Source organism: Citrobacter sp. 506 (genome assembly GCF_050434985.1).
GTDB lineage: Bacteria > Pseudomonadota > Gammaproteobacteria > Enterobacterales > Enterobacteriaceae > Citrobacter > Citrobacter braakii.
Window position 1 is genome coordinate 377,221 of record NZ_JBNDJN010000004.1, and the last position, 23,681, is coordinate 400,901.

At 53.3% G+C, this 23,681-nt stretch carries 24 protein-coding genes; 13 read left to right on the forward strand and 11 right to left on the reverse strand.

The genetic code is table 11. The annotated features are described in order from the left end of the window. The first annotated feature begins 70 nt into the window (after window positions 1–70). Window positions 71–355, forward strand: a complete 285-nt coding sequence (sfsB, locus tag ABIE10_RS17345; RefSeq protein WP_016154679.1) for a DNA-binding transcriptional regulator SfsB — start codon at window positions 71–73, stop codon at window positions 353–355. Between the two features lie 59 nt (window positions 356–414). On the opposite strand, the gene murA is transcribed toward sfsB, so the two are convergent. The 7 genes from murA to mlaF form a co-directional block, all read right to left on the reverse strand. Next, entirely contained in the window at window positions 415–1,674 is a 1,260-nt protein-coding gene (gene murA, locus ABIE10_RS17350) for a UDP-N-acetylglucosamine 1-carboxyvinyltransferase (protein WP_429156409.1), read from the reverse strand. A 53-nt stretch (window positions 1,675–1,727) separates the two neighbouring features. Next, the gene (gene ibaG / locus ABIE10_RS17355) at window positions 1,728–1,982 is read right to left on the reverse strand and encodes a BolA family iron metabolism protein IbaG (RefSeq protein WP_003025040.1); all 255 of its coding nucleotides are present in this window, start codon (window positions 1,980–1,982) and stop codon (window positions 1,728–1,730) included. A gap of 169 nt (window positions 1,983–2,151) precedes the next feature. Beyond that, window positions 2,152–2,445, reverse strand: coding sequence for a lipid asymmetry maintenance protein MlaB (gene mlaB / locus ABIE10_RS17360; RefSeq protein ID WP_016154680.1), 294 nt, complete (start codon window positions 2,443–2,445; stop codon window positions 2,152–2,154). Next, entirely contained in the window at window positions 2,445–3,080 is a 636-nt protein-coding gene (mlaC, locus tag ABIE10_RS17365; RefSeq protein WP_016154681.1) for a phospholipid-binding protein MlaC, read from the reverse strand. Before mlaC ends, mlaB begins: the two co-directional genes overlap by 1 nt. Before the next feature lie 18 nt (window positions 3,081–3,098). Next, complete coding sequence (gene mlaD, locus ABIE10_RS17370) at window positions 3,099–3,656, reverse strand: outer membrane lipid asymmetry maintenance protein MlaD (RefSeq protein ID WP_016154682.1); 558 nt, start codon at window positions 3,654–3,656, stop codon at window positions 3,099–3,101. Between the two features lie 4 nt (window positions 3,657–3,660). Beyond that, the gene (gene mlaE / locus ABIE10_RS17375; RefSeq protein WP_003025053.1) at window positions 3,661–4,443 is read right to left on the reverse strand and encodes a lipid asymmetry maintenance ABC transporter permease subunit MlaE; all 783 of its coding nucleotides are present in this window, start codon (window positions 4,441–4,443) and stop codon (window positions 3,661–3,663) included. A 7-nt stretch (window positions 4,444–4,450) separates the two neighbouring features. Continuing rightward, window positions 4,451–5,263: a phospholipid ABC transporter ATP-binding protein MlaF gene (gene mlaF / locus ABIE10_RS17380; RefSeq protein WP_016154683.1), complete on the reverse strand. Its 813-nt coding sequence runs from the start codon at window positions 5,261–5,263 to the stop codon at window positions 4,451–4,453. Window positions 5,264–5,477: 214 nt separating this feature from the next. Between mlaF and ABIE10_RS17385 the strand changes: the two genes are divergently transcribed. From ABIE10_RS17385 to npr, 11 genes are all read left to right on the forward strand, one after another. Continuing rightward, on the forward strand, window positions 5,478–6,455 hold the full coding sequence (locus ABIE10_RS17385) for a calcium/sodium antiporter (protein WP_016154684.1): 978 nt from the start codon (window positions 5,478–5,480) through the stop codon (window positions 6,453–6,455). A 13-nt stretch (window positions 6,456–6,468) separates the two neighbouring features. After that, window positions 6,469–7,455, forward strand: coding sequence for an arabinose-5-phosphate isomerase KdsD (kdsD, locus tag ABIE10_RS17390; protein ID WP_016154685.1), 987 nt, complete (start codon window positions 6,469–6,471; stop codon window positions 7,453–7,455). Between the two features lie 20 nt (window positions 7,456–7,475). Beyond that, window positions 7,476–8,042 (forward strand): 3-deoxy-manno-octulosonate-8-phosphatase KdsC, encoded by a 567-nt coding sequence (kdsC, locus tag ABIE10_RS17395; protein ID WP_046276014.1) that lies wholly within the window; start codon window positions 7,476–7,478, stop codon window positions 8,040–8,042. Further along, a complete protein-coding gene (lptC, locus tag ABIE10_RS17400) occupies window positions 8,039–8,614 on the forward strand; it encodes an LPS export ABC transporter periplasmic protein LptC (protein WP_047358522.1) in 576 nt (191 codons plus the stop codon). Before kdsC ends, lptC begins: the two co-directional genes overlap by 4 nt. Then, window positions 8,583–9,131, forward strand: a complete 549-nt coding sequence (lptA, locus tag ABIE10_RS17405) for a lipopolysaccharide ABC transporter substrate-binding protein LptA (RefSeq protein ID WP_047358523.1) — start codon at window positions 8,583–8,585, stop codon at window positions 9,129–9,131. The genes lptC and lptA overlap by 32 nt, the downstream gene beginning before the upstream one ends. 6 nt (window positions 9,132–9,137) lie before the next feature. Continuing rightward, window positions 9,138–9,863, forward strand: coding sequence for an LPS export ABC transporter ATP-binding protein (gene lptB / locus ABIE10_RS17410; RefSeq protein ID WP_003025073.1), 726 nt, complete (start codon window positions 9,138–9,140; stop codon window positions 9,861–9,863). Between the two features lie 46 nt (window positions 9,864–9,909). Continuing rightward, window positions 9,910–11,343 carry an RNA polymerase factor sigma-54 gene (gene rpoN / locus ABIE10_RS17415; protein ID WP_016154689.1) on the forward strand — a complete coding sequence of 478 codons (1,434 nt, stop codon included), beginning with the start codon at window positions 9,910–9,912 and terminating at the stop codon, window positions 11,341–11,343. A gap of 22 nt (window positions 11,344–11,365) precedes the next feature. Further along, window positions 11,366–11,653: a ribosome hibernation promoting factor gene (gene hpf / locus ABIE10_RS17420; protein WP_003025078.1), complete on the forward strand. Its 288-nt coding sequence runs from the start codon at window positions 11,366–11,368 to the stop codon at window positions 11,651–11,653. Window positions 11,654–11,736: 83 nt separating this feature from the next. Then, a complete protein-coding gene (ptsN, locus tag ABIE10_RS17425; protein WP_131346980.1) occupies window positions 11,737–12,228 on the forward strand; it encodes a PTS IIA-like nitrogen regulatory protein PtsN in 492 nt (163 codons plus the stop codon). A 45-nt stretch (window positions 12,229–12,273) separates the two neighbouring features. Beyond that, window positions 12,274–13,128, forward strand: coding sequence for an RNase adapter RapZ (rapZ, locus tag ABIE10_RS17430; RefSeq protein WP_003025085.1), 855 nt, complete (start codon window positions 12,274–12,276; stop codon window positions 13,126–13,128). Further along, complete coding sequence (npr, locus tag ABIE10_RS17435) at window positions 13,125–13,397, forward strand: PTS phosphocarrier protein NPr (protein ID WP_003828770.1); 273 nt, start codon at window positions 13,125–13,127, stop codon at window positions 13,395–13,397. The genes rapZ and npr overlap by 4 nt, the downstream gene beginning before the upstream one ends. Window positions 13,398–13,495: 98 nt before the next feature. Here npr and mtgA read toward each other — a convergent pair whose 3' ends face one another. From mtgA to ABIE10_RS17455, 4 genes are all read right to left on the reverse strand, one after another. Further along, window positions 13,496–14,215, reverse strand: coding sequence for a monofunctional biosynthetic peptidoglycan transglycosylase (mtgA, locus tag ABIE10_RS17440; RefSeq protein ID WP_016157575.1), 720 nt, complete (start codon window positions 14,213–14,215; stop codon window positions 13,496–13,498). Next, a complete protein-coding gene (gene elbB, locus ABIE10_RS17445; protein WP_200047085.1) occupies window positions 14,212–14,865 on the reverse strand; it encodes an isoprenoid biosynthesis glyoxalase ElbB in 654 nt (217 codons plus the stop codon). The genes mtgA and elbB overlap by 4 nt, the downstream gene beginning before the upstream one ends. Before the next feature lie 229 nt (window positions 14,866–15,094). Continuing rightward, complete coding sequence (arcB, locus tag ABIE10_RS17450; RefSeq protein ID WP_016154693.1) at window positions 15,095–17,431, reverse strand: aerobic respiration two-component sensor histidine kinase ArcB; 2,337 nt, start codon at window positions 17,429–17,431, stop codon at window positions 15,095–15,097. Between the two features lie 167 nt (window positions 17,432–17,598). Continuing rightward, window positions 17,599–18,528: a TIGR01212 family radical SAM protein gene (locus ABIE10_RS17455; RefSeq protein WP_429156457.1), complete on the reverse strand. Its 930-nt coding sequence runs from the start codon at window positions 18,526–18,528 to the stop codon at window positions 17,599–17,601. 684 nt (window positions 18,529–19,212) lie between these two features. Here ABIE10_RS17455 and gltB point away from each other — a divergent pair. Then, window positions 19,213–23,673, forward strand: a complete 4,461-nt coding sequence (gltB, locus tag ABIE10_RS17460; protein WP_287108270.1) for a glutamate synthase large subunit — start codon at window positions 19,213–19,215, stop codon at window positions 23,671–23,673. Window positions 23,674–23,681: the final 8 nt, after the last annotated feature.

Here is a 23,681-nt window from a genome sequence, read left to right on the forward strand (position 1 = left end):
TCCGGGCGTTATAGTATCTCCACAACCGATCGTGGAACCATAAGTCGATAACCAAAGGAGAGATGAGTTTATGGAAAACAAGCTGATTGACTGGCATCCGGCCGATATCATCGCCGGACTGCGCAAGAAAGGGACCTCAATGGCCGCTGAATCACGTAAAAATGGATTAAGCTCATCAACGCTGGCCAATGCGTTAACACGCCCATGGCCAAAAGGTGAGTTGATTATCGCCCGATCGTTGGGAACCGACCCGTGGGTGATTTGGCCGTCACGCTATCACGATGCAAAAACACATGAGTTTATCGACAGAACGCGGATGATGAGGGGACGCAAAGAGAAACAGAATCCTGAATGAACACTGATGAGTAGTAACCCCCGGTTCACAGAACTGGGGGTTACAAGAGACGTAGACGATTACTCGCCTTTCACGCGCTCAATGTTTGCGCCCAGCGCGCGCAGTTTATCTTCGATGCGCTCATAGCCGCGATCGATGTGATAAATACGATCGACTACCGTCGTACCTTCAGCAATACACCCTGCCAGCACGAGGCTTGCAGATGCGCGCAGATCGGTCGCCATAACCTGTGCGCCGGAGAGCGTTTCCACGCCGTGGCAAATCACGGTATTGCTTTCGATTTCTGCGTGAGCGCCCATACGGCTCAGTTCAGGCACGTGCATAAAGCGGTTCTCAAACACGGTTTCCGTGATGAAACCCGTTCCTTCTGCCACCAGGTTCAGCAACGTGAACTGGGCCTGCATATCGGTAGGGAACGCCGGGTGCGGCGCTGTGCGCACATTGACCGCTTTCGGACGTTTACCGTGCATGTCCAGGCTGATCCAGTCGTCACCGACTTCGATATCCGCTCCCGCATCACGCAGCTTCGCCAGAACGGCATCCAGCGTGTCAGGTTGTGCATTACGACAGATAATTTTGCCGCGAGAAATTGCCGCTGCGACCAGGAAAGTACCGGTTTCGATGCGGTCAGGCAGAACGCGATACACACCGCCGCCGAGGCGCTCAACGCCTTCGATGGTAATACGATCGGTACCCTGGCCTGTGATTTTTGCGCCCAGCGCAATCAGGAAGTTCGCGGTATCCACGATCTCCGGCTCACGCGCGGCGTTTTCGATGATGGTAGTACCTTCGGCAAGCGTTGCTGCGCACATGATAGTGACCGTCGCGCCGACGCTCACTTTGTCCATGACGATATGCGCGCCTTTCAGACGGCCATCAACTGACGCTTTCACATAGCCTTCTTCAAGCTTAATAGTCGCGCCTAACTGCTCCAGACCAGTAATGTGCAGGTCAACCGGACGCGCGCCGATGGTGCAGCCGCCCGGCAGTGAAACCTGGCCCTGGCCAAAGCGGGCAACCAGTGGCCCAAGCGCCCAGATGGATGCACGCATGGTTTTGACCAGATCGTACGGCGCACAGAAGACGTTCACGTCACGTGCATCAATGTGCACAGAACCATTACGCTCAACTTTCGCCCCCAACTGGCTCAGCAGCTTCATTGAGGTGTCAACATCCTTCAGTTTCGGGACGTTCTGGATCTCTACAGGTTCTTCAGCCAGCAGCGCCGCAAACAGGATCGGCAGCGCGGCGTTTTTAGCGCCTGAAATTGTGACTTCGCCCTGGAGCCTGGTTGGCCCCTGAACACGAAATTTATCCATTATTCTGTTCTCTGTTAAGAATTTATCTTCGCTACCGGCATATCACCCGTAGCTCAAAAACCGTTAAGTTTGCGATCGCGCGCCCATTCCGCTGGAGTAAACGCCTTAATCGACACGGCATGAATGCGGTTGTCCGCAATGTACTCCATCAACGGGCCATAGACCGATTGCTGTTTCTTGACCCGGCTCATGCCTTCAAACATCTCACCCACGGCAATAACCTGAAAGTGACTGCCGTCGCCAGAAACGTGGACTTCCTGGAGGGAGAGTGCATTCATCAGCACGCTCTGAATTTCATTATTTTCCATGGGCTCTTCATTCGTCAGATAGTGAAAACAGCCCAACATCTTAGAGCAAAGTGGCGCTGTCATAAATAAGCAAAAAGCCCCGCTGATAAATCAGACAAGGCTTTAGTGGCAGATCCCCCGCTGAGGAGTTGCCGGATGGCGGCACAAGACCTTATCCGGCTTACAAAAATTAACGCGGAAGAACGTCGTCAGGCAAATTGTAAAGCTGCGCCAGCGTGTACACTTTATCGTTAACGCCAGCGAGCGAAACGCTGTTCCCCTGCTGCTTGCCCTCATTAATCAGGTGCAGCAGTAATGCCAGACCACCGGTATCCACCCGGGAAATCTGGTTCAGGTCGATGCAGGATACCCCTTTCATCGCCTCAACTCGCGCATCCCATAATGGGTTTAACACGTCCTGATCCAGCTCTCCCACCAGCACCAGCTTGTCGCCTTCACGCATCCAGGTGAGTGACTGCGTCATTATTTTTTCTCTTCCAGCGTGATTTTCTGCTGAGAAATAGATTTCAGCTGTGCCGTCAGGCCATCAATACCTTTCGTACGCAGCAGGTCACTCCACTCATTCTGTTTGGTGGTGATCATACTTACGCCTTCAGCAATCATGTCATACGCCTGCCAGTTACCCGTCTGGGAATTTTTACGCCACTGGAAATCCAGACGTACCGGAGGACGACCGTTTGGATCGATGATGGTTACGCGGATAGGCACGATGGTCGCATCACCCAGCGGCTGCTCAGGGGCAATCTGATAGGTCTGGCCGTGGTACATCGCCAGCGCCTGACCGTACGCCTGCTTCAGATATTCACGGAATGCGGCGAAATAGGCGTCACGCTGAGCCGGTGTCGCATCTTTGTAGTAGCGGCCCAGTACCAGTGCGCCTGCATACTTAACCTGCACGTAAGGCAGCAGTTCCTGATCGACCACCTGACGCAGGTAATCCGGGTTGGAACGGATTTTAGGTTGCTCGTTCTTCAGACGGTCAAACGTCTTCTGCGCCGCCTCATCCATCAGTTTGTACGGGTTCGTCTGGTCCGCTGCGGTTGCCGCGCTAAGTGGAGCAATCACCAGCATAGCCACCATCATCAATCGTTTAAACATACGTCGATTCTCCTGAGATTATTTCGTTGCGCCCGCAGGCGTAGTGGCTTCATTATTGCCTTCAGTTGCGGCTGGCGCATCGCCAGAATTCTTATTGTCATCACCTTTACTGTTGCTGTTGTAAAGGAACTGACCAATCATATCTTCCAGCACCATCGCAGATTTCGTGTCCTGAATCGTACCGCCATCTTTGAGGATAGACGTTCCCAGCTCAGGATCTTCAAAACCTACGTTTAATGCCAGATACTGTTCGCCCAACAGACCGGAAGTACGGATGCTCAGAGAACTGGTGTCAGGAATATGGTTAAAACGCGATTCAATTTCCAGCGTCACGCGCGGCAGGTACGTTTTCTGATCTAACGAGATGTCCGATACGCGTCCTACCACGACCCCGCCAATCCGCACCGGAGAGCGCTCTCTCAGACCGCCGATATTATCAAAGGTCGCATAAATCGTATAAGTCGGTTCAGTACGCATTGAGGTGACGTTCGCCGCCTTCAGGCAGACAAACAGCGCGGCCAGCAGCGCAACCAGCAGGAATAACCCGACCCAAATTTCATTTTTTTTCGTTTGCATGAACTCAATTCCCAAACATCAGTGCGGTCAGCACAAAATCCAGCCCCAGAACGGCAAGAGAGGCGTGCACTACGGTGCGTGTCGTTGCCCGGCTAATCCCGGCAGAGGTCGGGATAGCATCATAACCATTGAACAATGCAATCCAGGTGACCGTAATGGCAAACACCACGCTCTTAATCAGGCAGTTGACCAGATCCAGACGCCAGTCGACGGCATTTTGCATAGCCGACCAGAAAAAGCCTGCATCAATACCTTTCCAGCTTACGCCAACCAACGACCCACCCCAGATCCCCACCGCGACAAATATAATCGTCAGCAGCGGCAATGAAATGACACCGGCCCAAAAACGTGGGGAGATCACTCGGCGCAGTGGGTCGACGGCCATCATTTCCAGGCTGGAAAGCTGCTCGGTCGCCCGCATCAGGCCAATCTCTGCGGTTAAGGCCGATCCGGCCCGCCCGGCAAACAACAGCGCCGCAACCACCGGCCCCAGCTCACGTAGCAATGACAGCGCCACCAGCATACCGAGGCTGGTTTCCGCACTGTAGGTCGTCAGCACCAGGTATCCCTGCAACCCCAGCACCATGCCGATGAACACGCCAGAAACAATAATGATCAGCATCGATAAGACACCGACATTATAGAGCTGGCGTATCAGCAGCGGCGCATGTTTGCGAAACTCCGGCTTGCCGACAACTGCATTGAACAACATTAATCCGGCTCGCCCGAACGTCCTGAGGGTTTTTATTCCCCGATGTCCGAGTGATGCCAGCGCATTTAACAACATGGGTGGCTTAACTCCCTGTTTTGAGTAAATCGATGTGGTAGTCGCCCGCCGGGTAACGGAACGGAACCGGTCCATCGGCAATGCCATCGAGGAACTGACGCACACGCGGATCGGCATTTTCTTGCAGCGCCTGAGCACTACCGTAGGCCACTATTTTTTTGTCCGCCATAATATAGGCGTAATCCGCAATACTCAGCACCTCTGGCACATCATGGGAAACCACCACGCAGGTAACGCCCAGCGCGCTGTTCAGTTCAGAAATCAGCTTCACCAGCACGCCCATGGTGATGGGATCCTGGCCGACGAACGGCTCATCAAACATAATAAGGTCTGGCTCCAGCGCGATAGCACGTGCTAACGCGGCACGACGCGCCATCCCACCGGATAATTCAGAAGGCATTAATTTTGCCGCGCCCCGCAGGCCAACGGCCTCGAGCTTCATCATTACCGTGCTTTTCAGCAGCGGCGCAGGCAGCGTTGTATGCTCGCGCAACGGGTATGCAACGTTGTCAAACACATTCATATCAGTAAACAGCGCACCAGACTGGAATAGCATGCTCATGCGCTTACGCACGGTAAATAAACGCGAACGGGACATGGCCGGGACATTTTCGCCGTCAAACAGGATCTCGCCCTTATCCGGGGAGATTTGTCCGCCGATCAGACGCAACAGCGTCGTTTTGCCGATGCCTGATGGCCCCATGATCGCCGTCACCTTACCACGCGGCACCGTCAGGGAAATATTATCAAAGATGCAGCGGTCGCCTCGGGAAAAGCTGACATCGCGCATATCGATTAGATTCGCCACAGACTGACCCATTGATTCATCCTTTACTATTGCCTCGTTGATCGAAGAGTTTGGCGCTCAATTTAGCCCTGAACCCAACATATTTACAGATTATTACCTGTCCTGGTTAGCGAAAGCTGGCATTTGTTTTACTTTTTAGCCGCATAAAGTCAAAATTAAGAATTCGTGACGGCTTCCAGAAATCCTTCAAGTGGACCGGCGAGTATACCTGAAGAAAGGACTTTAGATGCTTTTAGCGACGGCGCTGTTAATAATTGGTTTACTTCTGGTGGTCTACGGTGCCGACCGACTGGTATTTGCCGCATCCATTTTATGTCGAAACTTCGGTATTCCCCCCATTATCATCGGGATGACCGTGGTCAGCATTGGTACATCGTTACCCGAGATAATTGTCTCCGTTGCCGCATCGATGAACGGGCAGCTTGATTTAGCCGTCGGTACCGCCATCGGCTCTAACATTACCAACATTCTGCTTATTTTAGGCCTGTCGGCGCTGATTCATCCTTTTACCGTGCATTCTGATGTTCTGCGTCGTGAATTACCGCTAATGTTGCTGGTAAGCATCTTAGCCGCATCGGTCCTGTATGACGGGCAATTGAGTCGCAGCGATGGTTTCTTTCTTCTGCTTCTGGCCGTGCTATGGCTGTTATTCATTGTTAAAATCGCCCGTCTGGCTGAGCGACAAGGTAACGACAGCCTGACCCGCGAGCAGATCGCGGAACTGCCGCGCGAAGGTGGGTTACCGGTCGCCTTTTTGTGGTTGGGTATTGCGCTAATTATTATGCCAATGGCAACGCGTATGGTGGTAGATAACGCAACCGTACTGGCGAACTACTTCGCCATGAGCGAACTCACCATCGGGCTGACGGTTGTCGCCATTGGTACCAGCCTGCCGGAGTTGGCAACGGCAATTGCGGGTCTGCGTAAAGGCGAAAACGATATTGCCGTCGGCAACATCATCGGCGCGAACATTTTTAATATTGTTATCGTCCTCGGACTGCCGGCGCTGATTACGCCGGGGGAAGTTAATCCGATGGCCTTCACCCGTGACTATAGCGTCATGCTGCTGGTGAGCGTAATTTTTGCACTACTCTGCTGGCGACGTCCGCGCCAGATTGGTCGCGGCGCGGGTGCGCTGCTGACCGGCGGTTTTATCATATGGCTGGCGATGCTGTATTGGTTATCGCCACTTCTCGTTGGATAACTGGAAACGCATTATGTCGCACTTAGAGTTGCAACCGGGTTTTGACTTTCAGCAAGCAGGCAAGGAAGTCCTGGCAATTGAACGTGAAGGCCTGGCGGAGCTTGATCAGTACATCAACCAAAATTTTACTCTCGCCTGCGAGAAAATATTCAGCTGCCCGGGCAAAGTTGTAGTGATGGGGATGGGGAAATCTGGACATATCGGGCGGAAAATGGCGGCCACATTTGCCAGCACCGGCACCCCCTCATTTTTCGTGCATCCAGGCGAAGCCGCACATGGCGATCTGGGCATGGTCTCGCCGCAGGATGTAGTCATCGCCATCTCTAACTCCGGTGAATCCAATGAGATAGCGGCGTTAATCCCGGTGTTAAAACGTCTTCATGTACCGCTTATCTGCATGACCGGTCGTCCGGAAAGCAGCATGGCGCGTGCGGCAGATGTGCATCTGTGTGTTAAAGTGCCCAAGGAAGCTTGCCCGTTAGGCCTGGCGCCGACCAGTAGCACGACCGCAACGCTGGTGATGGGCGATGCGCTAGCCGTGGCATTATTAAAAGCGCGTGGCTTTACCGCGGAAGATTTTGCGTTATCTCATCCCGGTGGCGCACTAGGCCGTAAGCTTTTACTGCGCGTTAACGATATTATGCATACGGGCGATGAGATCCCGCATGTGACTAAAAGCGCCAGCCTGCGTGACGCCTTACTTGAGATCACGCGTAAAAATCTCGGCATGACCGTCATTTGCGATGATGACATGAAGATTGACGGTATTTTCACCGATGGCGATTTACGTCGCGTCTTCGATATGGGCGTTGATGTTCGCCAGTTAGGCATTGCCGATGTGATGACCCCTGGCGGCATTCGCGTGCGTCCGGGCATTCTTGCCGTCGATGCCCTGAACTTAATGCAGTCCCGCCATATCACCTCGGTAATGGTTGCTGATGGCGACCGGTTACTTGGTGTGTTACATATGCATGATCTGCTGCGTGCAGGTGTAGTGTAAGAAACTCAAGGATAAAGAAAATGAGTAAAGCAGGTGCGTCGCTTGCGACCTGTTATGGACCCGTCAGCACAGACGTTATCACCCGGGCAGAGAACATCCGTTTACTGATCCTGGATGTGGATGGCGTACTGTCTGATGGTCTGATTTATATGGGCAACAACGGTGAAGAGCTGAAGGCTTTTAACGTCCGCGATGGTTACGGAATTCGCTGTGCGCTCACTTCCGGTATCGAGGTTGCCATTATTACCGGACGAAAGGCTAAACTTGTAGAAGATCGCTGTGCCACATTGGGGATCACGCATTTGTATCAGGGGCAGTCAGACAAACTGGTCGCCTTTAACGATCTCCTTAGCAAACTGGCGATCGCTCCTGAAAATGTTGCGTACGTTGGCGATGATCTGATCGACTGGCCGGTGATGGCACAAGTGGGATTAAGCGTGGCGGTGGCGGATGCTCATCCTTTGCTGATCCCGCGGGCCGATTATGTCACCCGCATCGATGGGGGACGCGGCGCGGTACGTGAAGTCTGCGATTTATTACTCCTGGCGCAGGGCAAACTGGACGAGGCCAAAGGGCAATCGATATGAGCAAAACCAGACGTTGGGTTATCATTCTACTGTCGCTGGCTGTCCTTGTGATGATTGGTATTAATCTGGCAGACAAAGACGACACCGCTGAGGTCGTCGTAAATAACAACGAGCCAACCTATAAGAGCGAACATACTGATACCGTTGTGTATAGTCCCGAAGGCGCACTGAGCTATCACTTGATCGCGCAAAACGTTGAATATTATTCGGAACAAGCGGTTTCGTGGTTTACTCAACCGGTATTAACCACATTTGATAAGGATAAAGTACCGACCTGGACGATCAAGGCTGATAAAGCCAAATTGACCAACGATCGGATGCTATATCTGTACGGCCATGTTGAGGTCAACGCCCTGGTGCCCGACTCTCAACTACGCAGAATGACGACCGATAACGCACAGATTAACCTGGTGACACAAGACGTCACTTCCGATGATCTCGTCACGTTATATGGCACAACATTTAACTCCAGCGGACTGAAGATGCGCGGCAACTTACGCAGCAAGAACGCCGAGCTGATTGAAAAGGTTAGAACCTCATATGAAATCCAAAACAAACAAACTCAGCCTTAATCTTGTGCTTGCCAGCTCACTTCTGGCCGCCAGCATCCCGGCATTCGCCGTCACCGGCGATACCGAGCAGCCGATTCACATTGAGTCGGACCAGCAGTCTCTTGATATGCAAGGCAACGTGGTGACCTTTACTGGCAACGTGATTGTGACTCAGGGCACCATCAAAATTAACGCCGATAAAGTCGTCGTGACCCGCCCTGGCGGTGAAGACGGTAAAGAAGTCATTGATGGCTATGGTAATCCTGCAACCTTTTACCAGATGCAGGACAACGGTAAACCGGTTAAAGGCCACGCCTCACACATGCATTATGAACTGGCGAAAGACTTCGTCGTTCTCACCGGTAAGGCTTACCTGGAACAGCTCGATAGCAACATCACAGGCGATAAGATCACCTATCTGGTGAAAGAGCAGAAAATGCAGGCCTTCAGCGATAAAGGCAAACGCGTCACCACCGTTCTGGTACCGTCGCAGTTGCAGGACAAAAACAAGGCTCCGGCAGAGAAAAAAGGTAACTGATTCGTTATGGCAACATTAACTGCAAAGAACCTTGCAAAAGCCTATAAGGGCCGCCGTGTGGTGGAAGATGTCAGTCTGACCGTCAACTCCGGGGAGATCGTCGGTCTGCTCGGTCCTAACGGTGCGGGCAAGACAACGACCTTTTACATGGTGGTCGGCATTGTCCCGCGTGATGCGGGCAACATTATCATTGATGACGAAGACATCAGCCTACTGCCTCTGCATGCGCGCGCGCGTCGCGGCATCGGCTACTTGCCGCAGGAAGCGTCTATTTTCCGTCGCCTGAGCGTGTTTGATAACCTGATGGCGGTGCTGCAAATTCGTGACGATCTTACCAGCGAGCAGCGGGAAGATCGCGCCAACGAGCTGATGGAAGAGTTCCACATCGAACACCTGCGTGACAGCATGGGGCAGTCGCTCTCCGGTGGTGAACGACGCCGCGTGGAGATCGCCCGCGCACTGGCCGCGAATCCGAAATTTATCCTGCTGGATGAACCGTTTGCCGGTGTTGACCCGATTTCCGTTATTGATATCAAACGGATCATCGAACACCTGCGCGACAGCGGGCTTGGGGTGCTGATTACCGACCATAACGTTCGCGAAACGCTGGCAGTGTGTGAGCGCGCCTACATCGTGAGTCAGGGCCACCTGATCGCGCATGGCACGCCAACAGAAATACTGCAGGATGAGCACGTTAAACGCGTATACCTTGGGGAAGACTTCAGACTCTGATAGGGTAGAAGACTTCACGTCACCGCAGGAGAGAACAACTCTGAACATGAAGCAAGGTTTGCAACTCAGGCTTAGCCAACAACTGGCGATGACGCCTCAGCTACAACAGGCTATCCGTCTGTTGCAGCTGTCCACGCTGGAACTTCAGCAAGAACTTCAGCAAGCGCTGGAAAGTAACCCACTGCTCGAGCAAACCGATCTTCACGACGAAATTGATACCCAGGAAAAACAGGACAGCGAATCCCTCGACACCGCAGATGCTCTCGAACAAAAAGAGATGCCAGAGGAGCTGCCGCTTGACGCCAGTTGGGATGAAATTTACACCGCCGGTACGCCTTCTGGCACCAGCGGGGATTACATCGACGACGAACTGCCTGTGTATCAGGGTGAGACCACGCAATCGCTGCAGGATTACCTGATGTGGCAAGTGGAGCTGACCCCGTTCTCGGATACCGATCGCGCAATTGCGACATCCATTGTTGATGCGGTAGACGAAACCGGTTATCTCACCGTAACCCTGGACGATATTCTCGAAAGCATGGGCGATGACGACGTCGGCATGGACGAAATCGAAGCCGTGCTTAAACGCATTCAGCGTTTTGATCCCGTGGGCGTGGCGGCCAAAGATCTCCGCGACTGCTTACTGATCCAACTTTCACAGTTTGATAAAGCCACGCCGTGGCTGGAAGAAGCGCGCCTGATCATCAGCGATCACCTCGATCTGTTAGCCAACCATGACTTCCGCACGCTGATGCGCGTAACCCGGCTGAAAGAAGATGTGCTGAAAGAAGCCGTCAATCTTATTCAGTCCCTGGACCCCAGACCTGGGCAGTCTATCCAGACCGGGGAGCCAGAATACGTTATTCCGGATGTACTGGTGCGTAAGCATAACGATCGCTGGGTGGTCGAACTCAACGGCGACAGCATTCCACGGTTGCAGATTAACCAGCACTACGCCGCCATGTGCAACAGCGCGCGCAACGATGCTGACAGCCAGTTTATTCGTAGCAATCTGCAGGATGCAAAGTGGCTGATTAAAAGCCTGGAAAGTCGCAATGATACGCTGCTGCGCGTCAGTCGCTGTATCGTTGAACAGCAGCAAGCCTTCTTTGATCAAGGCGAAGAGTTTATGAAACCGATGGTGCTGGCGGATATCGCCCAGGCCGTCGAGATGCACGAATCGACCATTTCCCGAGTGACCACGCAAAAGTATCTGCACAGTCCGCGCGGCATTTTTGAATTGAAGTATTTCTTTTCCAGTCACGTTAACACTGAAGGCGGAGGCGAAGCCTCATCCACAGCTATACGTGCGCTGGTGAAGAAATTAATTGCTGCGGAAAACCCCGCGAAACCGCTGAGTGACAGCAAGTTAACCTCTATGCTGTCAGAACAGGGTATCATGGTGGCACGCCGCACTGTTGCGAAGTACCGAGAGTCTTTATCCATTCCGCCGTCGAACCAGCGCAAACAGCTGGTCTGACCCAACCGATAAGGAAGACACTATGCAGCTCAACATCACTGGAAACAACGTCGAAATCACTGAAGCCTTACGCGATTTTGTTAATACAAAATTCGCCAAGCTAGAACAATATTTCGACCGGATTAATCAGGTCTATATTGTGTTGAAAGTGGAGAAGGTGACACATATCTCGGATGCAACACTGCATGTGAACGGTGGCGAAATTCATGCCAGCGCGGAAGGTCAGGATATGTACGCCGCCATTGACGGTTTAATTGATAAACTGGCTCGGCAGTTAACAAAACATAAAGATAAACTGAAACAGCACTAACTTGTCCGGGCAGTTAGCGGGTGCAGGACGGCCTGTTGTGTAGCACAACGGGCCATTTGTACAGTTAGCGCTTAGGTGAAATTATGACAAATAACGATACGACTCTACAACTGAGCAATGTTCTTAACCAGGAATGTACACGCGCTGGCGTTCACTGCCAAAGCAAGAAACGCGCGCTGGAAATCATCAGCGAACTGGCGGCAAAACAGCTCAGCTTGCCCTCTCAGGTGGTATTTGAAGCCATTCTGACGCGTGAAAAAATGGGCAGTACCGGCATCGGTAATGGAATTGCTATCCCGCACGGAAAGCTGGAAGAAGACACGATGCGCGCAGTTGGCGTGTTTGTGCAACTTGAAACGCCAATTGCTTTCGACGCCATTGATAATCAACCCGTCGATCTGCTTTTCGCCCTGCTGGTTCCGGCAGACCAAACCAAGACGCATTTGCATACGTTGTCGCTGGTCGCCAAACGTCTGGCCGATAAAACCATCTGCCGCCGCCTGCGCGCAGCACAGAGTGACCAGGAGTTGTATCAAATCATCACGGACACCGAAGGTGGACTGGATGAAGTATAACAACCCAATGGCATCCTTTTTTGTCGTTGTGAGGAGAAACAGTACATGGTACTGATGATCGTCAGCGGTCGTTCGGGGTCAGGAAAATCTGTCGCCCTGCGAGCGCTGGAAGATATGGGTTTTTACTGCGTGGATAACCTTCCCGTAGTGCTGTTGCCCGATCTGGCTCGTACTCTGGCCGATCGCCAGATTTCTGCGGCCGTCAGCATTGATGTGCGCAACATGCCTGAGTCCCCAGAGATTTTCGAGCAGGCAATGAACAATCTGCCTGAAGGCTTCTCACCACAGTTGCTGTTCCTTGACGCCGATCGTAACACCCTGATTCGCCGCTACAGCGACACGCGTCGCCTGCATCCTCTTTCCAGCAAGAACTTATCTCTGGAGAGCGCTATCGATAAGGAAAGCGATTTGCTGGAGCCTCTGCGCTCTCGTGCTGACCTGATCGTGGATACCTCCGAAATGTCCGTGCACGAACTGGCGGAAATGTTGCGTACCCGCCTGCTGGGCAAGCGTGAACGCGAATTGACGATGGTATTCGAATCCTTTGGTTTCAAACACGGTATCCCAATTGACGCGGATTACGTCTTTGACGTGCGCTTCCTGCCTAACCCGCACTGGGATCCGAAGCTGCGCCCGATGACCGGTCTTGACCGCCCCGTTGCCGCCTTCCTTGACAGGCACACAGAAGTACACAATTTTATCTACCAGACTCGCAGCTATCTTGAGCTATGGTTACCCATGCTGGAGACCAACAACCGCAGCTACCTCACCGTAGCTATCGGCTGTACCGGCGGGAAACACCGTTCGGTGTATATTGCAGAGCAGCTGGCAGACTACTTCCGCTCACGCGGTAAAAACGTACAGTCACGCCATCGTACGCTGGAAAAACGTAAATCATGACCGTGAAGCAAACCGTTGAAATCACGAATAAGCTGGGTATGCATGCTCGCCCAGCCATGAAACTGTTTGAATTGATGCAGGGTTTTGAAGCAGAAGTTTTGCTGCGTAATGATGAAGGAACGGAAGCCGAGGCAAACAGTGTTATCGCTCTGCTGATGCTGGATTCCGCCAAAGGGCGTCAGATAGAAGTTGAAGCCACGGGTCCACAGGAAGTGGAAGCCCTGGCAGCGGTGATTGCCCTGTTTAATTCAGGGTTTGATGAAGATTAGTCGAGTACCTGAAGCGCTGCGCTCATCAGGTCTACACGGCAACGTCATACTCCCGTAGGCCGGATAAAGCATTTACGCCGTATCCGGCAATAAACCCGTTAATACAGCTTATTTTCCCGCATAAACGACTCACCGCCTAGCTGGCGCATTTGGCGCATAATCCACGCCTGACGGCTACGCACATAACCAGAAGGCGCATTCGCTTTAAAACGCAAAGGATTGGGTAATACCGCCGCCAGCAAGGCCGCTTCAGACAGACTCAGCCGACTGGCTGGCTTATGGAAATAGCGCTGCGCCGCTGCCTCCACGCCGAAAACCCCATCACCAAACTCAGCAATATTCAGGTAAACGGTCAGAATACGCTTCTTGCTCCAGACGGTTTCCATACCCAGCGTTAGCCCGGCTTCGAGACCTTTACGCACCCAGCTACGTCCATCCCACAGAAAGAGGTTTTTTGCCGTCTGTTGCGATAACGTCGACGCCCCGCGAATACGGTTTTCATTACGTTCGTTGTGCGCCAGCGCTTTCTCTATGGCGGAAACATCGAATCCCCAGTGCTCGGGAAACTTCTGGTCCTCCGCGGCGATCACCGCCAGTCCCATCCACGGTGAGATCTCATCCATGCTCACCCAGTCCGAGTGCGCCACATAACCGAAATCACCGGACAACCATGCGCTCAGTTGCCGCTCGACCATCACGGCAGAGAAAGGGACTGGCATCACGCTGAAAAGTGCGATGCCCCCGCCCCAGAATACGGCGAGGACAACGACCGCCCGCAGAAAGATACGTCGCAGAAAGGCGGTAACTCCTTTTCTCATTCAGCCAGCACCAGCACACGTGATACCAGTTTATCGATACCACTCGCGGCCTGAGCGATGTCCTGCGCCAGCATATAGGCGGGAGTGGTGACGATTTTGTTGTCTTCATCAACGACAATGTCATCAACCGGACAAGGCACATGTTCTGCGCCCATCTCTTCCAGCACCTCTGCCGTATCAATATCAGTACCGATGGTCAGACGCAGCGGAAAGTCAAAAATTTTAGGTAACATTGCAGGCGCAATGCACATAAATCCCAGCGGCTTACCCGCCTGATGCATAGCCACCGCCAGCGCAGCTAAGTCGCTATCAACCCGGCACTCACTGCCCTGGCTGGCAAAATTGCTCAGATTTTTGGCCGCGCCAAACCCGCCTGGCACGATCAACGCATCCAGTTCCGTTGAGACTGCCTGAGCAAGTGGGCGAATATCACCGCGTGTTATACGGGCGGCTTCAATCAGCACATTACGCGTTTCCTGCATCGGCTCGCCGGTCAGATGATTAATCACATCCGCTTGTTGTTTATCCGGTGCGAAACAGATGGCCTGAGCGCCGTTGCGGGCAATCGCCAGAAGCGTGAGAACAGTTTCATGGATCTCTGCGCCGTCATACACGCCGCATCCGCTGAGCACTACACCCACTTTTTTCATCGTGATACTCCTTTCTCAACTGGCTGAAACATATTAGTTATTATGATTTAAATGCTACGCTTCACACATTTAACTGATTCATGTAACAAATTATTTAAGATTTGCTATCTTAACTGCGTGCGGCCTGAAAATTAGGGCTGCGCCCTTGTAAACAATGATAATAATTTACGGCGCAGCCACGATTTCCCTGGTGTTGGCGCAGTATTCGCGCACCCCGGTCAAGCCGGGGTCATTTTTTTTCCACGCTTGCCACCCAGGCCTTCAATACCGCCACGTCGTGCTGCCACTCCTGCTTCATCTCTTCAATCCATTCAGCAACATTATCTTCCCAGGCTGGAAGGTCTGGCGACTGGATTTGCTGACCTAACTGTTGCAGGTGGCGCAGCCCCACGGAACCTGCCGCGCCTTTAATTTTATGGCCTTCCTCAACAACGCCTTTTTTATCCCGTGCGGTCAGATTGGACTCCAGCACGCTCAAATATCCCGGCATCATCTTCTCAAACACCGCCAGCCCGTCGGTTATTAACTTCGGTCCCACCAGCTCGAGGTATTGTTCCAACATAGGAATATCTAACAGCGCTTGCGATTTACTGCTCTCTTCAGATGTCACAGTGCTCTCCTCTTTGTTTCGGGTATCCCAGTATTTTTTGATCATGGCGGTTAACGCCGGAACCGACAGCGGCTTACTCAGCACGTCGTCCATTCCCGCGTCCAGATACTCTTTTTTATCTTTCAGAACGTTGGCGGTAAGCGCAACCAGCGGCGGCAGGTCCTCACGGGCGTATTTTTGCGTCAGCTCGCGCGAGATATCCAGACCGGTCATATCCGGTAGCTGAATATCCAGCAGCACCAGGTCATATTCACCCGGCGTGAACATTTCCAGCGCGGCTTTCCCGGTCATGGCGACATCCACGCTGTTGCCCAGTTTTTCCAGCACTGAACGCGCGACAATAACGTTCAGTTCGATATCTTCCACCAGCAGCACATTCAGGGCTGGCAGCGGCATGTCGTCGTCTTCAAAGGCGTCTTCAATCTCTTCCGCTACCGCAGGCGCATGCACGGTCAGCGTAAAGATGGAGCCTTTGCCAGCCTGGCTGGAGACCGTAATATCGCCGCCCATGTTTTTCGCCAGACGCTTCGATACGGCCAGTCCAATCCCGGTTCCCGTTGCCGGTTTGCCGCCATTGCTGTCCTTCACCTGATAATACATGGCGAAGATTTTATCTTGCTCATCCTGCGGAATACCGATCCCAGAATCTTCAACCTCGAAATGCAGTATATTCCCCTGGTCATAGCGCGCCCGCACGGTTACCTGCCCCTGCTGGGTAAACTTCACGGCGTTGCTGATCAGATTCCACAGAATCTGGCGCAAACGCGTGCCGTCGGTAATGACCTTATGCGGCAGTGGTAACGTCGGCTCAAGCACAAAACGCAGCCCTTTTTGCTGCGCCTGCAGGCCAGAGAGGTTTTCCAGATCCGCCATAAAGCTGGTGAAATCGATCGGCTGGTTATCGAGCTGAACTTTACGTCGCTCCATCTTATCCATGTCGATAATATCGTTGAAAATATTCCCCAGCGTCACGGCAGAGACGTGGATTGTTTTCAGGTATTTTTCCTGCTCAGCGGTCAGATCCGTATCCAGCAGGATCCGGCTTAAGCCGACAATGCCGTTAAGCGGAGTGCGCAGTTCGTGGCTGATGGTAGAAATGAAGGTGGTCTTATCGCGGCTGGCACGCTCTAACGCGTCCTGATAACGCTTACGCTCGGTAATATCGCGCCCAAAGCCCATTAGACCATGTCGCTTACCTACGCGGTCATAGTAAGGCACTTTGCGAATTTCAAAGCAGGCTTTGCGCCCGTCCGGATAGTCCAGCCACTGTTCGTAGGTGAGTGAGACGTTATGACGGAACACCTTCTCGTCGGTTTCAATGACCTTTTCTGCCGCCTCAGGGGAGTAAACATCAGCCGGTTTTAAATTCACCAACTGCTTTTCGCTCTTGCCGGTCAGCAGTTCCATGGCACGGTTACAGCCGGAAAATTCTTTATCTTCATTACGATAAAAAACCAGATCCGGCGAGGCATCAAGGAAAGAGCGTAAAAAGGAAGACTGCTGCTCAAGCTGAATCTGCGCTTCTTCGCGCTCTTTGATTTCAACCTTCAACTGCTCGAACGTATCCTGGCGCTCCGCTTCGGCTTTTTCGCGCTCAACAATTTCCTGGTTGAGCTGGGCAATATTATCTTTCAATTGCACATTGAGCTTGAGATCGCGCTCGCGCATCTCTTCCAGCTTTTGTACCAGTCGTGACAAGCGTTGCCGGGACTCTTCCAGTTGCTCCACCACCACTGACAGAAAATAGACGGCCCAGGGGGTAATCAACAGACCAAAAAAGATAGAGCGGATAACATCAATGCTTTCTACCTGGCCATGCAGCACCATGGTGACAGCCATCTGCACCACAATCGCCAACACGACCAGCGCCAGCGCCAATAACAGCGAAAAGCGCACCAGACCCAATTTCATCATCAGGTCGACGTAATATTGCGCCAGCATACGGATTTGCTTCATAGAGGGTTCCTTCACGACAACTTGGCACAATAATACTCAATTCTCAGCGTGACGTTGAAGATTGTGCAAGAAATGCGGAGGTTATCGGTGAAATGACCGAGGAGAGATTCAACGTGGGCCTGATAAGCGTAGCGTCATCAGGCAAGCAGGCGCAGATTGCCGGATGGTTAGCTCCCAGGCTGACTCCACGGAGTGCCAAGCGCAGAGCCTTGAACACCATGAGCATTGAGATAGCGATCCAGTTCGACCATCCCGGTCCAGCGGTTTTCACACCATAGCGGAGCCAACAGCATTGGGCGACGCGCGCTGGCAGAGATTCGATGATAAATCACCTCTGGCGGCGTATGGCGGATCATCTCCCCGGCGGTAACCGTGTAGTCATCCAGTTCAATTCCGTGCAGACGTCCGGCTTCCCAGGCCTTTGCCATCGTACTGCCTTTCACAATATGCAGCGGATGCAGCTTAATACCGTCAACGCCCGTCTCCACCACTCGTTCCATGGTTTGCAGACAGTCTGCCTGTCCTTCTCCCGGCAGGCCAACAATCAGGTGTGAGCACACTTTCAGCCCGCGCTCGCGCGCCAGCCGCGTAGTGTTCTGATAGCAGGCAAAATCATGGCCGCGGTTAATCCGGTGCAGAGTTTTGTCATGCGCGGTTTGCAGACCGAGCTCCAGCCATACCTCATAGCCGAGGTCTTTATACTCACAAAGCAGATCGAGTACCGCATCCGGCACGCAGTCGGGGCGCGTCCCAACGCATAACCCGACGATGTTGGCCTGGCTGACCGCCTGTTGATACATCGAACGCAGCACCTGTACTTCCGCAAAGGTGCTGGTATAAGCCTGGAAATAGGCCAGATAGCGTCTGGCGCGATTGACCAACTGCGCCTGATGCTCAAGCTGCTCGGCAATTGAATGGTGCTGCTGTGCTTCATCGGCAAACGAGGCGACATTACAGAAAGTACATCCGCCGCGTCCGATGGTGCCATCACGGTTTGGACAGCTAAAGCCGCCGTGCAGCGTGAGTTTATGAACCTTTTGCCCATAACGGCGAGAAAGATCCCCACCAAACATATTGACTAATTTCTGTAACTGCATAATCTGGTAGACCGCGCCTTGAAAAGAGGCCAAAGCCTGCCATTTTTTGCCCCAGTCGGCGATGACCTGGATCAATCGCCCTGGCGAGCCTTTATTTATTGCATAACAAATCAAAATAATCGAAATTCCATTCACTCAAAATATAATTACTTTTCCTTATATCCAGCTGTTTTTTTTATCTTCTTATACTCTCAGCGTAAAAACAGTATCTTTAAGACGCCAAAACTCTAAAAACCAGCATAAAATGCCAAGTATATCGATAAACAAAGGGAGGACGAGAGATATCCGGCCTCTCTTACAGTGAGACAGATCACACTTCCCAGGGCATCCTCCTCAGGTTATATCAATGTATAAAACCCTTTTATTTCAATATTTTCATAAAGTTAATTGCCCAATAGCACATTTTTGCATAAATAAGATTGCCATTTGACCTGTGTGTGGATTCCCGATAACTTGGAAATCCGCTGGAAGCTTTCTGGATGAGCAGTCTGCTCATCATATTTATGCAGTAATTGAGATTCCCTCTGAAGCAAGTCCTCAAACTTGTTTGACCTGTGCGAAAAGGATAAAGAGGGCGAATGCGAGGTAAGCGTATGACACGCAAACCCCGTCGCCATGCTCTTGGTGTGCCCGTGCGCAACGGTCCAGATGGGAATCCCGCAGAGCCTGGGGAGGTTCACTGATATGTTGTACGATAAATCCCTTGAGAGGGATAACTGTGGTTTCGGCCTGATCGCCCACATAGAAGGCGAACCTAGCCACAAGGTAGTGCGTACCGCCATACACGCACTGGCCCGCATGCAGCACCGTGGCGCAATTCTTGCCGATGGAAAAACCGGCGATGGTTGCGGCCTGCTGTTACAAAAACCTGACCGCTTTTTCCGCATCGTAGCGCAAGAGCGCGGCTGGCGTTTAGCCAAAAACTACGCCGTCGGCATGATCTTTTTAAATAAAGACGCTGAGCTGGCAGCGGCTTCTCGTCGCATTGTAGAAGAAGAATTACAGCAGGAGACCCTGTCGATTGTCGGCTGGCGCGACGTGCCGACTAACGAAGGTGTTCTCGGTGAAATTGCGCTCTCCTCCCTGCCTCGTATCGAGCAAATTTTTGTTAATGCCCCTGCGGGCTGGCGTCCACGTGATATGGAGCGTCGCCTGTTCATCGCGCGCCGTCGTATCGAAAAACGCCTCCAGGAAGATAAAGACTTCTACGTCTGTAGCTTGTCGAACCTGGTCAATATCTATAAAGGTCTGTGTATGCCGGCGGATCTGCCGCGCTTTTACCTGGACCTGGCGGACCTGCGTCTGGAATCGGCCATCTGCCTGTTCCACCAGCGCTTCTCCACCAACACCGTACCACGCTGGCCGCTGGCGCAACCGTTTCGCTACCTGGCGCACAATGGTGAAATCAACACCATCACCGGCAACCGCCAGTGGGCGCGCGCCCGTACCTATAAATTCCAGACGCCGCTGATCCCTGATCTGCACGACGCCGCACCGTTCGTTAACGAAACCGGCTCCGACTCCAGCTCAATGGATAACATGCTGGAACTGCTGCTGGCTGGCGGGATGGATATCATCCGCGCCATGCGTTTACTGGTACCGCCGGCCTGGCAGAACAACCCGGATATGGACCCGGAGCTGCGCGCGTTCTTCGACTTTAACTCCATGCACATGGAGCCGTGGGATGGTCCGGCGGGTATCGTTATGTCCGACGGTCGCTTTGCCGCCTGTAACCTTGACCGCAACGGCCTGCGTCCGGCGCGCTACGTCATCACCAAAGACAAGCTGATTACCTGCGCTTCTGAAGTCGGGATCTGGGATTATCAGCCGGATGAAGTGGTTGAGAAAGGTCGCGTCGGCCCTGGGGAGTTGATGGTTATCGATACCCGTAGCGGGCGCATTCTGCATTCGGCTGAAACCGATGACGATCTGAAAAGCCGCCACCCCTACAAAGAGTGGATGGAGAAGAACGTCCGCCGTCTGGTGCCTTTCGAAGACCTGGCTGACGATCAGGTCGGCAGCCGTGAACTGGACGATGACACCCTCGCCAGCTACCAGAAACAGTTTAACTACAGCGCTGAAGAGCTGGATTCCGTTATCCGCGTGCTCGGTGAAAATGGTCAGGAAGCGGTCGGTTCAATGGGTGATGATACCCCGTTTGCCGTGCTCTCCAGCCAGCCGCGCATCATTTATGACTACTTCCGCCAGCAGTTTGCCCAGGTCACCAACCCGCCGATCGACCCGCTGCGTGAAGCGCACGTCATGTCGCTGGCCACCAGCATCGGTCGTGAGATGAACGTCTTCTGCGAAGCCGAAGGTCAGGCGCACCGTCTGAGCTTTAAGTCGCCGATCCTGCTGTACTCCGATTTCACCCAGCTCACCACCATGAAAGAGGAGCATTATCGCGCTGACCGACTGGATATCACCTTCGACGTGACTGAAACCACGCTCGAAGAGACCGTCAAAGCATTGTGCGATAAGGCTGAACAGATGGTGCGTAACGGCACGGTGCTGCTGGTGCTTTCTGACCGTAATATCGCAAAAAACCGCTTGCCGGTTCCGGCACCGATGGCCGTTGGCGCAGTACAAACACGTCTGGTAGAACAAAGCCTGCGTTGCGACGCCAACATCATCGTTGAAACCGCCAGCGCCCGTGACCCGCACCATTTTGCCGTTCTGCTCGGTTTTGGCGCGACGGCCATTTATCCGTATCTGGCGTATGAAACGCTGGGACGTCTGATCGACACTCAGGCGATTGCCAAAGATTACCGGACCGTGATGCTGAACTACCGTAACGGCATCAACAAGGGTCTGTACAAAATCATGTCCAAAATGGGCATCTCGACCATCGCCTCTTACCGCTGCTCGAAGTTGTTTGAAGCCGTTGGTCTGCACGATGATGTTGTGGCTTTATGCTTCCAGGGCGTGGTCAGTCGCATCAGCGGCGCTGGTTTTACCGACTTCCAGCAGGATCTGCTGAACCTCTCCAAACATGCCTGGCTGGCGCGTAAGCCTATCAGCCAAGGCGGTTTGCTGAAGTACGTTCACGGCGGCGAATACCACGCCTACAACCCGGACGTGGTGCGCACGCTGCAACAGGCAGTACAAAGCGGCGAGTACAGCGACTATCAGGAATATGCAAAGCTGGTCAATGAGCGTCCGGCGGCCACGCTGCGCGATCTGCTGGCGATTACACCTGGCGATGAAGCCGTAAGCATTAGCGAAGTAGAACCCGCAACCGAACTGTTTAAACGCTTTGATACCGCAGCGATGTCTATCGGGGCATTAAGCCCGGAAGCACACGAGGCGCTGGCCGAAGCCATGAACAGCATCGGCGGTAACTCGAACTCCGGTGAAGGCGGCGAAGATCCGGCACGCTACGGCACTAACAAGGTGTCGCGCATTAAGCAGGTGGCTTCCGGTCGCTTTGGCGTAACCCCGGCGTACCTGGTCAATGCTGATGTCATTCAGATTAAAGTCGCTCAAGGCGCGAAGCCGGGCGAAGGCGGTCAGTTACCGGGTGATAAAGTCACCCCGTACATCGCCAAACTGCGTTATTCGGTGCCGGGCGTGACGCTGATCTCCCCGCCGCCGCACCACGATATCTACTCTATCGAGGACTTAGCGCAGCTGATTTTTGACCTCAAACAGGTCAATCCGAAAGCGATGATCTCGGTGAAGCTGGTTTCTGAACCAGGCGTCGGTACCATCGCCACCGGCGTGGCGAAAGCCTATGCGGATCTGATTACCATTGCCGGCTACGATGGCGGTACCGGTGCAAGTCCGCTCTCCTCAGTGAAATATGCGGGCTGCCCGTGGGAACTCGGTCTGGTGGAAACCCAGCAGGCGCTGGTGGCTAACGGTCTGCGTCACAAGATCCGTCTGCAGGTCGATGGCGGTCTGAAAACCGGCGTCGATATCATTAAAGCGGCAATTTTGGGTGCAGAAAGCTTCGGTTTCGGCACCGGCCCCATGGTCGCGCTGGGCTGTAAATACCTGCGTATTTGCCATCTGAACAACTGCGCAACCGGCGTGGCAACTCAGGATGACAAACTGCGTAAGAACCACTATCACGGCCTGCCGTTCAAAGTGACTAACTACTTTGAATTTATCGCCCGCGAAACTCGCGAGCTGATGGCGCAACTGGGCGTGAAACGTCTGGTGGATCTGATTGGTCGTACCGACCTGCTCAAAGAGCTGGATGGGTTTACCGCCAAGCAGCAGAAACTGGAGCTGTCTCGTCTGCTGGAAACCGCTGAACCGCATCCAGGTAAAGCGCTGCATTGCACTGAAAACAATCCGCCGTTTGATAACGGCGTGCTGAACGCCCAGCTGTTACAGCAGGCGAAACCGTTTGTCGACGAGCGCCAGAGCAAAACCTTCTGGTTCGATATCCGCAACACCGACCGTTCCGTCGGCGCATCGCTGTCGGGCTATATCGCTCAGACGCATGGCGATCAGGGGCTGGCATCTGACCCGATTAAAGCGCACTTCAGCGGTACCGCAGGCCAGAGCTTCGGCGTGTGGAACGCGGGCGGCGTGGAGCTGTATCTGACCGGCGATGCTAACGACTATGTCGGTAAAGGCATGGCGGGCGGCCTGCTGGCAGTGCGTCCTCCGGTTGGCTCTGCTTTCCGTAGCCATGAGGCGAGTATCATTGGTAACACCTGCCTGTATGGTGCTACCGGTGGCCGCCTGTTTGCTGCGGGTCGTGCGGGTGAGCGTTTTGCGGTGCGTAACTCCGGCGCTATTACCGTGGTTGAAGGTATTGGCGACAACGGCTGTGAATATATGACCGGCGGCATCGTGTGTATTCTCGGCAAAACCGGCGTCAACTTCGGTGCGGGCATGACCGGCGGATTCGCCTACGTGCTCGACGAAGACGGTGAATTCCGCAAACGCGTGAACCCGGAACTGGTAGAAGTACTGAGCGTGGACTCGCTGGCTATTCATGAGGAACACCTGCGCGGTCTGATTACCGAGCACGTACAACATACCGGTTCTTCACACGGCGAAGAGATCCTGGCGAACTGGCCAGCATTCTCGGCGAAATTCGCGCTGGTAAAACCGAAATCCAGTGATGTAAAAGCACTGTTGGGTCACCGTAGTCGTAGCGCAGCAGAGCTGCGTGTGCAGGCGCAGTAAGGGGTAGC

Bases quoted from the DNA above. Each gene is read 5' to 3' on its own strand.
- sfsB (WP_016154679.1), top strand. From the start codon at position 71: ATGGAAAACAAGCTGATTGACTGGCATCCGGCCGATATCATCGCCGGA.
- murA (WP_429156409.1), bottom strand. From the start codon at position 1,674: ATGGATAAATTTCGTGTTCAGGGGCCAACCAGGCTCCAGGGCGAAGTC.
- ibaG (WP_003025040.1), bottom strand. From the start codon at position 1,982: ATGGAAAATAATGAAATTCAGAGCGTGCTGATGAATGCACTCTCCCTC.
- mlaB (WP_016154680.1), bottom strand. From the start codon at position 2,445: ATGACGCAGTCACTCACCTGGATGCGTGAAGGCGACAAGCTGGTGCTG.
- mlaC (WP_016154681.1), bottom strand. From the start codon at position 3,080: ATGTTTAAACGATTGATGATGGTGGCTATGCTGGTGATTGCTCCACTT.
- mlaD (WP_016154682.1), bottom strand. From the start codon at position 3,656: ATGCAAACGAAAAAAAATGAAATTTGGGTCGGGTTATTCCTGCTGGTT.
- mlaE (WP_003025053.1), bottom strand. From the start codon at position 4,443: ATGTTGTTAAATGCGCTGGCATCACTCGGACATCGGGGAATAAAAACC.
- mlaF (WP_016154683.1), bottom strand. From the start codon at position 5,263: ATGGGTCAGTCTGTGGCGAATCTAATCGATATGCGCGATGTCAGCTTT.
- ABIE10_RS17385 (WP_016154684.1), top strand. From the start codon at position 5,478: ATGCTTTTAGCGACGGCGCTGTTAATAATTGGTTTACTTCTGGTGGTC.
- kdsD (WP_016154685.1), top strand. From the start codon at position 6,469: ATGTCGCACTTAGAGTTGCAACCGGGTTTTGACTTTCAGCAAGCAGGC.
- kdsC (WP_046276014.1), top strand. From the start codon at position 7,476: ATGAGTAAAGCAGGTGCGTCGCTTGCGACCTGTTATGGACCCGTCAGC.
- lptC (WP_047358522.1), top strand. From the start codon at position 8,039: ATGAGCAAAACCAGACGTTGGGTTATCATTCTACTGTCGCTGGCTGTC.
- lptA (WP_047358523.1), top strand. From the start codon at position 8,583: ATGAAATCCAAAACAAACAAACTCAGCCTTAATCTTGTGCTTGCCAGC.
- lptB (WP_003025073.1), top strand. From the start codon at position 9,138: ATGGCAACATTAACTGCAAAGAACCTTGCAAAAGCCTATAAGGGCCGC.
- rpoN (WP_016154689.1), top strand. From the start codon at position 9,910: ATGAAGCAAGGTTTGCAACTCAGGCTTAGCCAACAACTGGCGATGACG.
- hpf (WP_003025078.1), top strand. From the start codon at position 11,366: ATGCAGCTCAACATCACTGGAAACAACGTCGAAATCACTGAAGCCTTA.
- ptsN (WP_131346980.1), top strand. From the start codon at position 11,737: ATGACAAATAACGATACGACTCTACAACTGAGCAATGTTCTTAACCAG.
- rapZ (WP_003025085.1), top strand. From the start codon at position 12,274: ATGGTACTGATGATCGTCAGCGGTCGTTCGGGGTCAGGAAAATCTGTC.
- npr (WP_003828770.1), top strand. From the start codon at position 13,125: ATGACCGTGAAGCAAACCGTTGAAATCACGAATAAGCTGGGTATGCAT.
- mtgA (WP_016157575.1), bottom strand. From the start codon at position 14,215: ATGAGAAAAGGAGTTACCGCCTTTCTGCGACGTATCTTTCTGCGGGCG.
- elbB (WP_200047085.1), bottom strand. From the start codon at position 14,865: ATGAAAAAAGTGGGTGTAGTGCTCAGCGGATGCGGCGTGTATGACGGC.
- arcB (WP_016154693.1), bottom strand. From the start codon at position 17,431: ATGAAGCAAATCCGTATGCTGGCGCAATATTACGTCGACCTGATGATG.
- ABIE10_RS17455 (WP_429156457.1), bottom strand. From the start codon at position 18,528: ATGCAGTTACAGAAATTAGTCAATATGTTTGGTGGGGATCTTTCTCGC.
- gltB (WP_287108270.1), top strand. From the start codon at position 19,213: ATGTTGTACGATAAATCCCTTGAGAGGGATAACTGTGGTTTCGGCCTG.